The 14,882-nt window shown below is 67.5% G+C and carries 20 protein-coding genes; 16 read left to right on the top strand and 4 right to left on the bottom strand.

What is annotated here, in order from left to right; genetic code table 11:
- Window positions 1-8: 8 nt before the first annotated feature.
- The 14 genes from BLV49_RS07850 (at window position 9) to BLV49_RS07915 (ending at window position 9,320) form a co-directional block, all read left to right on the top strand.
- Complete coding sequence (locus tag BLV49_RS07850) at window positions 9-1,328, top strand: ABC transporter substrate-binding protein (RefSeq protein WP_091182339.1); 1,320 nt, start codon at window positions 9-11, stop codon at window positions 1,326-1,328.
- 133 nt (window positions 1,329-1,461) lie between these two features.
- Window positions 1,462-1,824 (top strand): 30S ribosomal protein S6, encoded by a 363-nt coding sequence (rpsF, locus tag BLV49_RS07855; protein ID WP_091182341.1) that lies wholly within the window; start codon window positions 1,462-1,464, stop codon window positions 1,822-1,824.
- Window positions 1,825-1,829: 5 nt separating this feature from the next.
- Entirely contained in the window at window positions 1,830-2,330 is a 501-nt protein-coding gene (locus BLV49_RS07860; RefSeq protein WP_091182343.1) for a single-stranded DNA-binding protein, read from the top strand.
- Between the two features lie 30 nt (window positions 2,331-2,360).
- Entirely contained in the window at window positions 2,361-2,621 is a 261-nt protein-coding gene (rpsR, locus tag BLV49_RS07865; protein ID WP_091182344.1) for a 30S ribosomal protein S18, read from the top strand.
- Window positions 2,622-2,632: 11 nt separating this feature from the next.
- A complete protein-coding gene (gene rplI / locus BLV49_RS07870) occupies window positions 2,633-3,085 on the top strand; it encodes a 50S ribosomal protein L9 (protein WP_091182346.1) in 453 nt (150 codons plus the stop codon).
- 525 nt (window positions 3,086-3,610) lie between these two features.
- Window positions 3,611-4,984 carry a replicative DNA helicase gene (gene dnaB, locus BLV49_RS07875; protein WP_091182347.1) on the top strand — a complete coding sequence of 458 codons (1,374 nt, stop codon included), beginning with the start codon at window positions 3,611-3,613 and terminating at the stop codon, window positions 4,982-4,984.
- A gap of 72 nt (window positions 4,985-5,056) precedes the next feature.
- The gene (locus tag BLV49_RS07880) at window positions 5,057-5,311 is read left to right on the top strand and encodes an addiction module protein (RefSeq protein ID WP_176980769.1); all 255 of its coding nucleotides are present in this window, start codon (window positions 5,057-5,059) and stop codon (window positions 5,309-5,311) included.
- 44 nt (window positions 5,312-5,355) lie between these two features.
- A complete protein-coding gene (locus BLV49_RS07885; RefSeq protein ID WP_143033997.1) occupies window positions 5,356-5,880 on the top strand; it encodes an aromatic-ring hydroxylase C-terminal domain-containing protein in 525 nt (174 codons plus the stop codon).
- Window positions 5,881-5,889: 9 nt separating this feature from the next.
- Window positions 5,890-6,867, top strand: a complete 978-nt coding sequence (locus BLV49_RS07890) for a Gfo/Idh/MocA family protein (RefSeq protein WP_091182352.1) — start codon at window positions 5,890-5,892, stop codon at window positions 6,865-6,867.
- A 33-nt stretch (window positions 6,868-6,900) separates the two neighbouring features.
- Entirely contained in the window at window positions 6,901-7,581 is a 681-nt protein-coding gene (locus BLV49_RS07895) for an SDR family NAD(P)-dependent oxidoreductase (RefSeq protein WP_091182354.1), read from the top strand.
- Window positions 7,582-7,716: 135 nt separating this feature from the next.
- Window positions 7,717-7,962: a CopG family transcriptional regulator gene (locus BLV49_RS07900; protein ID WP_091182357.1), complete on the top strand. Its 246-nt coding sequence runs from the start codon at window positions 7,717-7,719 to the stop codon at window positions 7,960-7,962.
- Window positions 7,956-8,303, top strand: a complete 348-nt coding sequence (locus tag BLV49_RS07905; protein ID WP_245723581.1) for a type II toxin-antitoxin system PemK/MazF family toxin — start codon at window positions 7,956-7,958, stop codon at window positions 8,301-8,303. Before BLV49_RS07900 ends, BLV49_RS07905 begins: the two co-directional genes overlap by 7 nt.
- A gap of 103 nt (window positions 8,304-8,406) precedes the next feature.
- A complete protein-coding gene (locus BLV49_RS07910; protein ID WP_091182360.1) occupies window positions 8,407-9,066 on the top strand; it encodes a hypothetical protein in 660 nt (219 codons plus the stop codon).
- Complete coding sequence (locus BLV49_RS07915; RefSeq protein ID WP_245723582.1) at window positions 9,063-9,320, top strand: hypothetical protein; 258 nt, start codon at window positions 9,063-9,065, stop codon at window positions 9,318-9,320. Before BLV49_RS07910 ends, BLV49_RS07915 begins: the two co-directional genes overlap by 4 nt.
- Window positions 9,321-9,337: 17 nt before the next feature.
- Here BLV49_RS07915 and BLV49_RS07920 read toward each other — a convergent pair whose 3' ends face one another.
- From BLV49_RS07920 to BLV49_RS07930, 3 genes are read right to left on the bottom strand one after another with little or no spacing between them, the layout of a single operon-like run.
- Window positions 9,338-10,465 (bottom strand): ROK family transcriptional regulator, encoded by a 1,128-nt coding sequence (locus BLV49_RS07920; protein ID WP_091182362.1) that lies wholly within the window; start codon window positions 10,463-10,465, stop codon window positions 9,338-9,340.
- Window positions 10,466-10,525: 60 nt separating this feature from the next.
- Window positions 10,526-11,911 (bottom strand): adenylosuccinate lyase, encoded by a 1,386-nt coding sequence (purB, locus tag BLV49_RS07925; protein ID WP_091182364.1) that lies wholly within the window; start codon window positions 11,909-11,911, stop codon window positions 10,526-10,528.
- Window positions 11,908-12,426 (bottom strand): low molecular weight protein-tyrosine-phosphatase, encoded by a 519-nt coding sequence (locus BLV49_RS07930; protein ID WP_091182366.1) that lies wholly within the window; start codon window positions 12,424-12,426, stop codon window positions 11,908-11,910. The genes purB and BLV49_RS07930 overlap by 4 nt, the downstream gene beginning before the upstream one ends.
- 163 nt (window positions 12,427-12,589) lie before the next feature.
- On the opposite strand from BLV49_RS07930, the gene BLV49_RS07935 reads away from it, so the two are divergent.
- Complete coding sequence (locus BLV49_RS07935) at window positions 12,590-12,904, top strand: hypothetical protein (protein WP_091182367.1); 315 nt, start codon at window positions 12,590-12,592, stop codon at window positions 12,902-12,904.
- Window positions 12,901-14,469, top strand: a complete 1,569-nt coding sequence (locus tag BLV49_RS07940; protein WP_091182369.1) for an alpha/beta hydrolase family protein — start codon at window positions 12,901-12,903, stop codon at window positions 14,467-14,469. Before BLV49_RS07935 ends, BLV49_RS07940 begins: the two co-directional genes overlap by 4 nt.
- A gap of 7 nt (window positions 14,470-14,476) precedes the next feature.
- Here the strand turns inward: BLV49_RS07940 and BLV49_RS07945 are convergent, their stop codons facing one another.
- Entirely contained in the window at window positions 14,477-14,863 is a 387-nt protein-coding gene (locus BLV49_RS07945; RefSeq protein ID WP_091182371.1) for a phage holin family protein, read from the bottom strand.
- Window positions 14,864-14,882: the final 19 nt, after the last annotated feature.

Consider the following 14,882-nt stretch of genomic DNA (forward strand, 5'->3'; position numbering starts at 1 on the left):
AGACCCGAATGGCCAAGCGAATCATCACGGCAGTCGTAGCGGCATCCGCTCTTCTGCTCTCCGGCTGTGCCGCGAGCGACACCACAGAGACCGATGTGACGACAGTCAACTTCCGGCTCTGGGACGACACCGTCGCCGCGGCGTACAAGGACTCCTTCGCGGCGTTCGAAGAGAAGAACCCGAACATCAAGGTGAACGTCAACGTCGTGCCGTGGGCCGACTACTGGACGAAGCTGCGCACCGACGTCGCGGGCGGCACGATGGACGACGTCTTCTGGATCAACAACTCGTACTACGGCGCCTACGTCGACTCCGGCAACCTCGTCGACGTGGGGGCGGTGCTCGGCGAGAACGCCAGCTCCGCATGGGAGCCGAGCGTCGTCGACCAGTTCACGCGCAACAAGACTCTGTGGGGCGTCCCGCAGCTGTACGACGCCGGCATCGGCGTGTACTACAACAAGGATCTGCTCGAGAAGGCCGGCATCGACCCGAAGAAGCTCGACGACCTGACCTGGAACCCGGATGCCGAGAAGGACACGTTCCTGCCCGCTGCGCAGAAGCTGACGCTCGACGCGTCGGGCAAGGATGCCGCGACAAAGGGCTTCGACTCCGGCAAGGTCAGCCAGTACGGCACAAACATCGCCTACGACCTGCAGGCGATCCTGCTGCCGTACATCGGCTCGAACGGCGGCACGTTCCAGAAGGGCGACGAGTTCTCGTTCGACGATCCGAAGAGCGTCGAGTCGGTCTCGTACCTCGTCAACGCGATAAACAAGTACCACGTCGCGCCGTTGGCCGCCGACACCAACAGCAATGGCGACTTCAGCCTCGATGCCTTCACGCAGGGCAAGATGGCGATGTTCCAGTCGGGCCTGTACAACCTGAAGAACATCTCCGACGCCGCCGACTTCGACTGGGGAGTCGCGTCGATTCCCGCCGGACCCGCGGGGAAGGTGACCGTCACGAACGGCATCGTCGCTGCCGGCAACGCCGCGAGCAAGAAGCAGGACGCCATCAAGAAGGTCCTCGCCTGGCTCGGCACGGAGGAAGGCAACGGCTATCTCGCGTCGACCGGCTCGGCCGTGCCCGGCGTCGTCGCCGCGCAAGACACCTACTTCTCCTACTGGAAGAAGAAGGGCGTCGACGTCTCGCCGTTCTTCGACGTCGTCAAGGGAAACAAGACGATCCCCGCCCCGACCGGACCGAACTTCAGCAAGGGCTTCGAACAGTACGACCCGATCATGAAGGAGATCTTCGCGGGGAACGTGAAGCCGAAGGAGGGCCTCGAACGGGCCCAGGCCGCGGCGAACGCGGCGATCGGGCAATAGCATCCGAATCGCCACTTCGGCGATGATCGGGTAGCATTGTCAAGTTGCGCTCGCACACGAGCGATCGCAACGATGCTAGAACCCTCCTGCTGCAGACCGTCTGCAGCCGTTCGAGTCCGAAGGAGGTGGGTTAGTGACGCATCAGTACGAACTCATGGTCATCCTCGACCCGGAGATTGACGAGCGCACGGTTGCACCGAGCCTCGACAAGTTCCTCAACGTCATCCGCAACGATGGTGGAACCATCGACAACGTGGACATCTGGGGACGCCGTCGCCTGGCCTACGAGATCAACAAGAAGTCCGAGGGCATCTACGCCGTCGTCGACTTCACCGCGACGAGCGAGGCCACGCAGGAGCTCGACCGTCAGCTGAAGCTCTCCGAGGCCGTCATGCGCACCAAGGTGCTGCGTGCCGAAGAGGCGATCGCTCTCGTCGCATCCGAGGCGAAGCGCGCCGAGGCCAAGGCCGCGCGCAAGGCGAGCAAGGGCGCGTAGGGCTCATGGCAGGCGAAACCGTCATCACCGTGGTGGGCAACCTCACCGCAGACCCGGAGCTGCGCTACACGCAGTCGGGACTCGCGGTTGCCAACTTCACCATCGCGTCGACTCCGCGCACGTTCGACCGTCAGGCGAACGAGTGGAAGGACGGCGAAGCGCTGTTCCTTCGCGCAAGCGTATGGCGCGAGTTCGCCGAGCACGTGGCGGGCTCCCTCACCAAGGGCAGCCGCGTGATCGCCAGCGGACGTCTGAAGCAGCGCTCCTACGAGACGCGCGAAGGCGAGAAGCGCACCACAATCGAGCTCGAGGTCGACGAGATCGGTCCGAGCCTCCGCTACGCGACGGCGCAGATCACGCGCGCGCAGTCGCAGGGCGGTGGCGGCCGGAGCTTCCCGTCATCCTCACAGAACGACGAGCCGTGGGCTGCGTCCTCGCAGTCCCAGCCGAGTGCCGACGGGTGGGCAAACCCCGGCACCAACTACGGCGACGACACTCCGTTCTAACTCTCAAATCTCCACGAAAAGGAAACCAACATGGCTGGAAAGTCGAGCGGCCAGGGCCGCAAGCCTTCCCGCGGCAAGGGTGCGAAGGCATCCGCCCCGGCGAAGTCGATCCGTGTCGGCGTCATTGACTACAAGGACGTCGCCACACTCCGCAAGTTCATCTCCGAGCGCGGCAAGATCCGTGCTCGTCGCATCACCGGTGTCTCCGTGCAGGAGCAGCGCCTCATCGCGAAGGCCGTCAAGAACGCCCGCGAGATGGCTCTTCTGCCCTACGCCGGCTCGGGCCGCTAAGGAGCACGCGAATGTCAAAGGTTATTCTGACGCACGAGGTCACTGGCCTCGGAGCTCCCGGTGACGTCATCGAGGTCAAGAACGGCTACGCCCGCAACTACCTCGTCCCGCAGGGTTTCGCCACCCCGTGGACCCGCGGTGGAGAGAAGCAGGTCGAGCAGATCAAGGCGGCGCGTGCCGCTCGTGAACTCGCCACTCTGGAAGACGCGAAGTCGCTCAAGGAAGCGCTCGAGTCGACGAAGGTCAAGCTGAGCGTCAAGGCCGGCGCCGAGGGTCGCCTGTTCGGCTCCGTGAAGCCGGCGGACATCGCCGCCGCTGTCTCGGAGGCCGGCGTCGGCGAGCTCGACCGTCGCAAGATCGAGATCCCCACACCGATCAAGACGACCGGAACGCACGAGGCGAGCGTTCGCCTGCGCGAGGACGTCTCGGCAACGATCACCCTCCAGGTGGTCGCCGCAAAGTAGGTCCACGCGACCAAGGGTCGTGACGACGAGAAAGAAACTCGGCGTCACGACCCTTTTGCATGCCTGAACGAACGGTTGCGCGGAGGTGTGCAATCGGTTTCCCTAGTGGGTCGGGACGGCCTTTGTCAAGCAATCTGTGCACAGGGCGCCGTGCTCTTTTGCAACCCTCAACCGATACTTCAAACCGGTTGTCTCTCCACAGGGGTGGATAACTCAACGCCTGGTCACGGGGTGAAACTGATTTGAACTCGACGTAGTTGTCCACAGTTATCCACAACGGTTGTTCACAGGTCCCACGGCGTTTCCCGCAATCTATTCACAGAGTTATCCACAGGACGATTTGGGGCGGTGGGCGAGTGTCCATAGGGTGAATCAGCAACACCCTCTCCCGCGCCGGCTCAGTGCCTCGACGCGCACTGTCGGAGGGTGCTGATTCGCTTGACGAGTCGTCGACAAAGAGGCCGGAACGACTCGTCAAGGAGTAATGAGGCGCGCGAGCGCTCGACAGTCAGGGAAGGGGAAGCGGTGTCAATCGCTCATCTTGGTATCGGAGACGAAGCCCCGAGCGACAGCGAGCGTTCATTCGAACGGACGCCTCCGCATGACCTCCTCGCCGAGCAGTCCACTCTCGGCGGCATGATGCTCTCCAAAGATGCCGTCGCCGACGTCGTCGAGACCGTCCGCGGCGCCGACTTCTACATTCCCAAGCACGAGATCATCTTCGAAGCGCTGCTCTCGCTCTACTCGCACGGCGAGCCCACCGACGTCATCGCGGTCACGGACGAGCTCATCAAGCAGGGAGAGCTCCAGCGCGCCGGCGGCGCGGACTACCTGCACACGCTGACTTCACTTGTCCCCACCGCCGCGAATGCCGGCTTCTACGCATCGATCGTCGCCGAGCGTGCGCTGCTTCGCCGCCTGGTCGAAGCGGGCACGCGCATCGTTCAGATGGGCTACTCGGGCGAGGGTGAGGTACTAGACCTCGTCAACAACGCCCAGGCGGAGATCTACTCCGTCACAGGCAATGAGAGCGCCGAGGACTACGTTCCGCTCACTACCGCTGTCGACGCGGCCATCGACGAGATCGAGGCGGCCAAGAACCGCGACGGGTCGATGACGGGTGTTCCGACCGGATTCTCTGGGCTCGACCAGCTCACGAACGGTCTGCATCCCGGGCAGATGATCATCATCGCCGCGCGCCCGGCTCTCGGTAAGTCGACGCTCGCCCTCGACTTCGCTCGCGCCGCAGCGATCAAGCACAACATGCCCACCATCTTCTTCTCGCTCGAGATGGGGCGAAGCGAGATCGCCATGCGCCTCATGTCGGCCGAAGGCTCGGTCCCGCTGCAGAACATGCGTAAGGGAACGCTCGACGCCCGCGACTGGACGACGATCGCGTCCATTCGCGGGAAGATCAATGACGCCCCGCTCTACATCGATGATTCGCCGAACATGACCCTCGTTGAGATTCGCGCCAAATGCCGTCGGCTCAAGCAGCGTGTCGGGCTCAAGATGGTCGTCATCGACTACCTTCAGCTCATGACGAGCGGCAAGCGCGTCGAGAGCCGCCAGCAGGAGGTTTCGGAGTTCTCACGAGCGCTCAAGCTGCTCGCGAAGGAACTCGGCGTGCCGGTCATCGCCCTCTCGCAGCTGAACCGTGGCCCCGAGCAGCGGCAGGACAAGAAGCCCGCCCTGAGCGACCTTCGAGAGTCAGGGTCGATCGAGCAGGACGCCGACATGGTCGTGCTCCTGCACCGCGAGTCGGCCTACGAGAAGGACAACCCGCGCGCCGGGGAAGCCGACCTCATCGTCGCCAAGCACAGAAACGGCCCAACCGACACGGTGACGGTGGCGTTCCAAGGACACTTCTCGCGCTTCACTGACATGGCGCCGGTGTAGGCGGCGCATTCGCTCAGGTCTGCGGCTGGTGGAATTCGGACCAATCTCGCGTGTGCGTCGTACACTCGAAGCGTGACCCTGTCAGAGCTGATCGAGAAGGCCCGTGAGCTTGCGCCCGCCGACCGCGTGGCGCTCGCCTACGAGCTGCTCGACAGCGTCGAGGAGCCGGAGGAGCCTGATCCCATTGTTGACGCTGCCTGGCAGAAGGAGCTCCGTCGGCGCATCGAAGACATCGAGAGTGGCCGCGTCCAGCTCGTTGACGGACGCGAGACTATGCGCATCGCTCGCGAGCGAATCGCGGAGCGCCGCGCGCGCCAGGGCGCGTGAATCCAGGTGACTGGCTTGAGCATCCCGAGGCTCGTGTCGAGCTGATGAACCACGTGTACGCGTCGACAGCCGTCGTCGACGACGGGACCGAGCTCGTCTACGATCGCGACCCGCAGCTGTACATCCAGCCGTCGAGCCGCCCCGGCGCGCGCATCCCGCACGCGTGGGTGGGCGACGCGACCGGCACGGTGTCGACGCTCGACGTCACCGGTCACGAACGCTTCACTCTCGTCACGCGTGATCGTGGCGGGGCATGGGCGGATGCCGCGACAGCGGTCGCCGCGGAACTCGGGGTGCCGCTCGCCGTCGTCGCGATCGCGCACGCCGGTGACGTGCAGGACCTCTACGGCGACTTCGAGCGCCGCAGCGGCATCGGCGAGGATGGCTGCCTCCTGGTGCGTCCCGACCAGCACATCGCGCTGCGCCAGACCGGCGCTTCCGATGACCCGGCAGGCGTGCTCCGGGCGGCGTTCGCGCAGATCCTCGATCGGCCCTCGTCGGCCGATAGTGCGCCGGAGGCCTCCGCGAGCGGGGAGCACGACGGACGGAGCCGCGTCCTCGCCGGGTAGCATCGGCTCATGCAGCAGACCAGGTGGGCCGTGCTCGGCCCTGGCGTGATCAGCACCGACTTCGTGGAGGGCCTCCGGCACTCTGAGCATGGGATGCTGCACGCCGTGGGAAGCTCCTCGCCCGAACGCGCAGCGGCATTCGCCGCGAAACAGGGCGCCGCGGCATCCGGAACCTACGCCGACATCATCGCGCGTGATGACGTCGACGCGGTCTATATCGGCACCGTGCACACGACGCACGTGGAGCTGGCCATCCGCGCGCTCGATGCGGGAAAGGCGGTGCTGTGCGAGAAGCCCGCGAGCCCGACGCTCGCGGAGACGCAGCGCATCCTCGACGCGGCTGCGCGTGCCAAGCGGCCGTTTCTCGAGGCGTTCAAGAACCGCTTCGGGCCCTTCGCCGAGGCCGTGCGCTCCCTCGTGGCCGGCGGTGAGCTCGGCGCTCCCGCGCGTCTCGAGGCGGCATGCGGATTCGCGGCCGGCACCCGGACCGGCCGGCTCTTCGACCCCGAGCTCGCCGGCGGCGCGATCCTCGACGTCGGCTGTTACCCGGTGTCCCTCGCCGTGGAGATCGCCGCCGCGGCGGGGCTGCCGTTCGACGCGCCGGAGCTCATCTCCAGCACGGCCGAGCACGACGCCGGAGTCGAGACGGATGCCGCCGCTCTCGTCGAGTTCGGTGGATTCGAGGCGCAGCTCTCCACGTCGATCGTGCGCACGCTCGATGCGACGGCGACTCTGCGCTTCACGGGCGGAGAGGTCATTCTTCCCAGCCCGTGGGGCAGCCGCGTCGACAGTGCTCGCTCCCTGATCGTGCGCCGCGACGGCGACGAGCAGACGATCGAGGTTCCCATTGTGCAGCCGATGGCGGCCGAGGCTGACGCAGTGTCGCGTGCGCTCGCCGATGGGCGGTGCGAGGTGCCGGAGATGCCGTGGTCGCACACAGCAGCGGTCGCGCGCGTCCTCACGCTCTGGCGTTACGCCGCATCCTGACAGCGCCCTGCCTGCGCGGCTACGATTCCGCACATGGACCTGCAGCTTGAGAACCGTGTCATTCTCGTCGTCGGCGGCACCGGACTCATCGGCCGCGCCGTCGTCGAACGACTCCGCGCCGAAGGCGCCGTCGCCGTTCCCGCGTCGCGGCACGGCGAAGACGGTGTGCGCCTGGACGCGGGAAGCGATGACTCCGTGGCCGCGGCGCTCGAGGAGGTGCTCGAGCGCTTCGGCGAGATCGACGGCCTCGTCATCGCCGCAGCCCCGAGCGCACAGACGCTCGACCCGGCGAGAAAATCCGATCCCGCACAGGTGCTCGCTGCCGTCGACGGCAAGGCGCTCAGGTTCGTGCGTGTGGCCAATGCCGTGCTCCCGCTCATGACCGACGCGGGATACGGCCGCATCGTCGGCGTCAGCGGCCAGAACGCGCTCCAGACCGGCAATCTCGCCGGCTCCGTGCGGAACGCGGCGCTCATCATCGCGGCGAAGAACCTCGCCGACTCCGCGGCCGGCACCGGCGTCACCGTCAACACCGTGAGCCCCGGCATCGTCAGCGCGGCTCCGTCTCGAGACGTCAGGCCCGGGCAGGGAGGCCAGACGAGCCCGGCCGACGTCGCCGATCTCATCGCCTTCCTCGTCTCGCCGCTCGCGGGAACGATCTCTGGAGAGTCGATCGCGGTGGGGCACCGCGTTCGGGGCGTCACGTCAATGTGACCGTCCCCACGGATCTGTTCGAGCGATTCTCCACAGACTGCCGCCTGCTCATCCCGGGTAACAGCTCGACCGTCATGATCGATGCATGTCTCACGTCGACGAACGGGATAGGGTATGACCGGTTATACTCTGGTTATGAAGACGGCGATCTCTGTTCCCGATGGTGACTTCGAGAGATACGAGCGAATCGCGGCGCGACACGGTATGAACCGATCCGAGTTCTATCGTCGTGCCGCGCAGAAGCTCGCCGACGAACTTGAGGGGGAAGCGGAGCTCACAGCGCTCGCCGACGCGGCGATAGAACGTGCGGGCCAGCCGGCCGAGGATGGTCTGTTCCTTCGCGAATCGGAGCGCGTGTCCCAAGAAGGAACACCGTGGTGATCGCTCACGGCGATGTCGTCTGGGCGGACTTCGGGACCCCGCGCGGGTCAGCGCCTGCCAAGAAGCGCCCTGCCATCGTCATGCAGGAGAACTGGCTCCTGTCCAGCGGCATCGAAACCGTGTTCGTCGTACCGCTGACCTCGAACACGGCACTGGAAGCGTTTCCCGGGAACGTCCTCATTCCCCAGGAAGCGTCCGGACTCGAGAGGGACTCCGTCGCTGTCGTATCCCAGATCGGCCCCGTCAGCCGTGAATACCTCGAGCCGTACGCGACGGGGCGCCTGCCGGGATACCTCCTCACGAGGATCGCGTCCGGCATTCGCCTGGTTACCGGGATCTGATCGGCTCCACGGGGCGGCGCGCACTCAGCTTGCGGCGGATAGAATGGCAGCATCCCGACGGTCGCGCACTCGCGGCCGGTTTTCATGAAAGAGGCGTTCGTCTGTGGTCACCCCTGCCGATGTTCCCCGCGGCACAACCGCATCGGCGACCGCTCCCCACACCCGCCTCTGGGCGCTGCAACTGAGCCGTGCGGTGATCTTCGCGCTCGCCGCCGTGTACATCACCTTCTCCGCTGACCACTCCGCGCACCTGGGCCTCGTCGTTTTCGGCGTCACCGCTGTCGTCGCGGGCATCGTCGTCGGCTCCCTCGCGTTCCCGCTCATCGCCGATGGCCCGACGCGGCGCCTCGTCGTCGCGCAATCGGCGATCACCCTCGCCGCTGGCGTCGTCGCTCTCCTGCTGCGGGACTCTGGGCTCGGCAGCCTGCTGCTCACCGTCGCGATCTGGGCGGGAATCACGGGCCTTCTCGAGCTGTACACGGGCTACCGACTCGGCCGGCGCGCGCCGCTGTCGAAGGACTTCCTCATCGTCGGCGCCTTCACGGCTCTGCTCGCTGTCGTCTTCGTTCTGCTTCCGCCCGACTTCGTGCAGACCGGGGGCGGTGAGCAGGGCGCTCCGGCCACCCTCACCTCATCGGTCATGGCCGTCGGAGTCTTCGGCGCCTACGCCGCCATCGTCGCCGTCTACCTCGCCATCGCGGGCCTGTCCCTCAAATGGCAGAGAACGGATGCCGCCACAGATGTCCAGGAGGAATCCGCGTGACCAAGCCAAGCATGCGTGACGTGCTCAAGCCCGTCGAACTGCTCGCCATCGCCGCCGTGTTCGGCGTCTTCGCTGGGCTCATCACCCTCATGTCGACGCGCGACATCACGCTGTCCGTCATCTTCTTCGGCGTCGCCTTCATCGCGGGGCTCGTGTTCCTCGCCCTGTTCGCCCTGACGGTGAAGCCGAACAAGCGCGAGCTCGACGACATCCACAAGCAAGACGACGACGGCCCCACCCCGCCCGTTCTCTGAAGCCGGCGTGACGCGGCTCAGGCGATGCCGAGCCGCTGCGAGAGCACGAGTGCGGCCGCGCCGCGCAGCATGATGTCCCTGCCCAATTGAGAGGTGCGGATCACCTTCGCCGCGCCGTCGCTCCCCGTGCGCTCGTCGACGCTGCGCCGCACGCCGTCAAGCAGCGGCTCGTTCACGAGCTCGTGCGGCCCCGTCAGCACGACGTCCGTCAGATCGAGCGTGCTGATCAGCGGGGAGAGCGCGGCGCCGAGAAGCTCACCGGCGCTGCCGAGTGCGGCATCCGCCCCGTCGCCGCCGACGACCGAGCGTTCGATGCGGCGGCGCAGCGCCGGCGCCGTGACGATGGACTCCAACGGAACCCACGCCTCGCTCGGACCCTGCCGCACGTGCACGCGGCCGATCTCACCCGCCGTGAGCCGCGAGCCGAGCACCGGCCGGCCGTCGAGCAGAAGGCCTCCGCCCAAGCCGCGGTCGATCTTGACGAGGAGCATGTCGCCGGTTCCCGTGCCGAAGCTGTGCTCGGCGAGAACAGCGACGTTGGCGTCGTTCGCGACCGAGACCGGCGTGCCGAATCGGGCGGCGAGCGAGGCGCCGAGGTCGAGATCCGTCCAGTCGAGCGACACGCTGCGGCGCACGATGCCGCTCGCGTCCACGATCCCCGGCACGGCGACCCCGACGCCGAGAACGGGCGCGGTCGTCAGCTGCAGCGCCCATTCGAGCAGATCTTCGACGAGTCGCTCGGCGTCCTCGCCCGTGACGTCGGGGGAGGGGATCGAGACCTCTTCGCCGATCTCGCCGTTCAGGTCGGTGAGCACCGCCCGGAACACGTCGTGCCCGCTCAAGTCGAGAGCGATGATCTGATGCGAGCCGCGCGCCATCTCGAGAAGCACGGCCGGCTTTCCGGGACCGGATGCCGTGCGCACGCCGCGCTCGACAACGAGGCCCTCGCGCTGCAGCTCCGCGACGAGATCTGAGATCGTCACGCGGGTGAGCCCCGTCTCCCTCGCGATGTCGGCGCGGCTGAGCGACTCGCCGCGGAAGAGCATCTGCAGAACGAGCGCCCGGTTGTGCGCGCGCGTGTGCCCGGGGAGCGCCGCCGTCTCGCGCCGAAGCGGCGCATGAAGGGACGGCTGCCGCGGACTCATGTTTGTTAGCTTTCCTCACAAACTGTCGAGCCGCAACTCGATGACGGTGCGAACGCGCGTTCAGTCGGCGAGCAGGGCCACCTGCTGCATCGAGAGACCGACGTAGCGATCGGGCGTGAGCTGCAGCAGGCGCTGCTTCGCCGCATCGCCGATGTCGAGCCCGTCCACGAAGGCCGTGAGATCCGCGTGGCCGATGCGCTTGCCGCGCGTGAGCTCCTTGAGCATCGCGTACGGGTCGGAGATCTGCGAGCGCCCGGCGGTGACTTCGGCGCGAATGACCGTCTGGATGGCCTCGCCGAGCACCTCCCAGTTCGCGTCGAGATCCGCGAGCAGGGCCGACCGGTCGAGGTCGACCTCGCGCAGGCCGCGCTCGATGTTGTCGAGAGCGAGGAGAGAGTGCCCGAAGGCGACCCCGATGTTGCGCTGCGTCGTCGAGTCCGTGAGGTCACGCTGCATGCGCGAGGTCACGAGCGTCGCAGCGAGCGAGTCGAGGAGCGCGCTCGAGATCTCGAGGTTCGCCTCCGCGTTCTCGAAGCGGATCGGATTCACCTTGTGCGGCATCGTCGAGGACCCGGTCGCGCCCGCCTGCGGGATCTGCCGGAAATAGCCCATCGAGATGTAGGTCCACATGTCGGTCGCGAGGTTGTGCAGAACGCGGTTCGCGTGCGCGATGCGCCCGTAGAGCTCGGCCTGCCAGTCGTGCGACTCGATCTGCGTCGTGAGCGGGTTCCACGTGAGACCGAGCGATTCGACGAACTCTCGGGAGATGCGCAGCCAGTCGGCGTCAGGCGCGGCGACCGTGTGCGCGGCGAAGTTCCCCGTCGCGCCCGAGAACTTGCCGAGGTACTCGGAGCCCTCGACGTGCCGGAGGATGCGCTCGAGGCGGTAGACGGTCACGGCGATCTCGCGGCCCATCGTGCTCGGCGTGGCCGGCTGGCCGTGCGTGTGCGAGAGCATCGACGCGTCGGCGTACTCGTCGGCGAGCGACCGCAGGGCCCCGATGACGGATCGGTACTTCGGCAGCCACACGTTCCGCACGGCGTCGGACACCGTGAGCGCATAGGAGAGGTTGTTGATGTCCTCGCTCGTGCACGCGAAGTGGGTGAGCTCCGCGATGCGGTCGAGGCCGAGCTTCGCGAGCTTCTCGCGAACGAGGTACTCGACGGCCTTCACGTCGTGCCGCGTCGTCGCCTCGAGGGTGGCGAGCCGGTCGATCTCTGGCTGCCCGAAGCCGCTCGCGAGCTCGCGAAGCGCCGCCGTCTCGGCATCCGTCAACGGGCTCGCCCCGAACATCTCGTGCGACGTGAGATAGATCAGCCACTCGACCTCGACGTGCACGCGCGCCCGGTTCAGTCCTGCCTCGCTCAAGTGCTCTCCGAGCTCTGTGACCGCTGTGCGGTACCGGCCGTCGAGCGGGCTGAGCGGTTGAGGCGGAAGTGAGGTCATCGAAGGGCTCCCTGTCGGATCGCGGGTTCGAGCTGGCGGAACAACGCCAGGCTCGCTCCCTCTATCATCCCAAGAACCCGGTCGAAGGTGCGCGCGTCGGCGTAGTAGGGGTCCGGCACGTCGAGGATGCCGGGATACGTGGTGTCGAAGCTCATCAGGAGCGACACCTTGTCGGCGTCGGCCGGCGTCGGCGCCCAGTCGCGCAGCGCGCGCTCGTGGCCCCGGTCGAGGGCGACGACGAGGTCGAGCTGCGGAAACCACGCGGAGTCGAACTGCTTGGCCCGATGCCATCCCGCGTCATAGCCGCGCGCGGCAAGCGCGTCGAGCGTGCGCGCGTCTGCCTGCTCGCCCACGTGCCAGTCCCCAGTTCCCGCGGACGTGACGCTCACCCACGGAGTGAGGCCGGCCTTCTCCACGCGCGCCCGGAACACGGCCTCGGCCATGGGGGAGCGGCAGATGTTCCCCGCACAGACGAAGCAGACGCGGTAGGGAACGATCTGGTCGGAGGGAGGCATGGGCACTATTCTGTCGAACTCCCGCACGCTTGCACAGTCCCCTTCGAGCCACTCCTCCTCCCCAGCGGATGCCGCCAGCCCACCCTCCACAATTCGTGGATTCCGCCAGCCGCTGCCGTCCCGCGAGCGGCACTCTGGAAGCCGAAGCGGGAAGGGGCGCACGATGGCGAGTGGCGTGACCGAGGCGGAGTGCCGACAGGCGATCGACGAGTTCCGCGCACAGCGCGCCGCCCTTGACCGGGCGCACGGCGCGCTCGTTCGCTTGCGCGCCGATCGGCTTGCCGGGGCCCGCCCCTCCGTGTGGTCGACTTCGGCCGCGACCGCATACTCTGCACGGCTCGACGCGCTCGATGAGTCGCTCCGTCTCGCGACGGCGACTCTCGACACCGCGATCGGGCGCGTGGATGCCGCGATCGCCGACGTGGTCGCCGACATCCCCGCCGGCCTCGTCCCCGCGACGGGAGGACGGCTGTCATGACCCTCGCCTACGTTTCGAACGGCACCGTCGACACGGCAGAAGTGGGCGCCCTCGCCGACGCCGTTCTCGGCATCGCAACAGAATGCGCGCTCGTGAGCGCCGACGTGTCGGCCGCCCGGCTGCTGACCGCCCCGCCGCAGTCGGCGTCGCGCTGGTCCGGTGCGTCAGGGACGGAGATCGAGGCCGCCGCCGACGCGCTCGCCCTCGCGGCCGACGCCGCGTTCGACCTCAGCACGGCGCTCTCCGCCTCCGCCGACCTGTACGTGACCACTGAGTCGACAGTCAGCGCGCTCTTCGAGACGGCGACCTCCATGACCGGAGCGATCGGCGGGGCGCTGTTCTCGCGCATGCTGCTGCCGCTGCTCGGCGTGGCAGCCACGATCGCCGCTCCCGCCATCCCCTCCCTCGTCGCCGCCGCGGCGCTCCCCGAAACCCGTGCCGCCCTCACTCGGGCAGGGAGCGTCCTCGGCGGCGCCGTCACTCGCTGGCTCGCCGAACACCCGCAGGCCGCACGCAACCCGCTCGCGATGCTGCTCGTCCGCGGACTCGTGTCGGGAAGCGACGACGCGGTCAAGTCCGCACTCGGCATGCCCACGGTCCTCTCGCCCCTCGTCAACGACCCTCGACTCTCGGTGCCCGGAGCGGCGCTCGGCCTCGGCGCCCTCGGCATCGGGGGAGTGACAGAGACGCCCGTGCGTGTGACGGCGGTCGACCACGCCCGAACAGCGCCGCCGCGCTCGATCGCGGAGCTGGTCTCGCGCATTCCCGCCTCTGGGGCGGGCGGTTCGCAGATCCGCGTGGAGAAGTACACCGACGACACGGGGAACCACTCCTGGGCGGTGTACGTCGGCGGCACCGTCGACATGGCCGTCGCACCGGGAGACGAGCCCTTCGACATGGAGTCGAACGCGGCGCTCATGGCCGACGCCGACGGCGGCGCCTACCGCGCCGTCGTGCAGGCGATGGACGACGCGGGCGTGGCCTCAGGCGAGCCGGTCACGATCGCGGGTCACTCGCAAGGCGGGCTCGTGGCCGAGCGCATCGCGCAGTCGGGCCAGTACGACGTGCGCACCCTCGTCACGTTCGGGGCGCCGTCCACCGACGCCCCGCTGCCCGACACGGTGCACGCCTACGCCGTCGAGCATCGCGGCGACGTCGTGCCCGCCCTCGGCGGCTTCGTCGACCCCGGCGGCGATCGCGTTGTGATCAGCGCCGACGTGCCGCCGGCCGACCAAGGGCCTTCGGCGCACGCCCTCACCGAGTACGAGAAGACAGCGGCCGCCATCGACGTCTCGACCGACCCGCAGATCGTCGACCTGCAGCGCGCCGTCGCGGGAATCGGGGGTGACGCGACCGGCGATGTCACCGACTACCGCGCGGAACGCGTGTCACCGCCCGCAGAAGCGGCGCCCGTCCCACCACCGCCGGCTGGCGCGGGAACGGGAAGCGCGGTCGCATCCGGCGTCAGCGACCGGCCGCTCATCGACCCGACCGAGCCCGACGCCGGCCGAAAGCGCCTCGGCCTCGGCTGGTTCGACGGCGAACTCATCCGCCGGCTTGACTGACGAGCGGTCAGCGACCCCGCTTCGGCCGTACGAACAGGCCGATGATCCAGTTGAGGATCGCGATGACGATTGCGCCGAGCACGCCCCACCAGAAGCCCTCCACGTTCAAGCCGAAGCCGAACCAGCTGCTCACCCACGCGGTCAACAGCAGCAGAAGACCGTTGACGATGAAGGAGATCAGCCCGAGGGTGAGCAGGTAGATGGGGAAGGCGACGATCCGGATCGCCGTGCCGACAATGCCGTTCACAAGCGCGAAGATGAACGCGACGAGCAGATACGTGAGGCCGATCTGCCACCACTCCGGACCGAACGACGTCACCGAGACTCCCGCGACGATGAGCGTCGTGAGCCAGATCGCTATCGCGTTGACGATGATGCGAAGAATAAAGCGCATGCGCCCATGATGACAGGCC

The sequence above is a fragment of the Paramicrobacterium humi genome (assembly GCF_900105715.1).
GTDB lineage: Bacteria > Actinomycetota > Actinomycetes > Actinomycetales > Microbacteriaceae > Paramicrobacterium > Paramicrobacterium humi.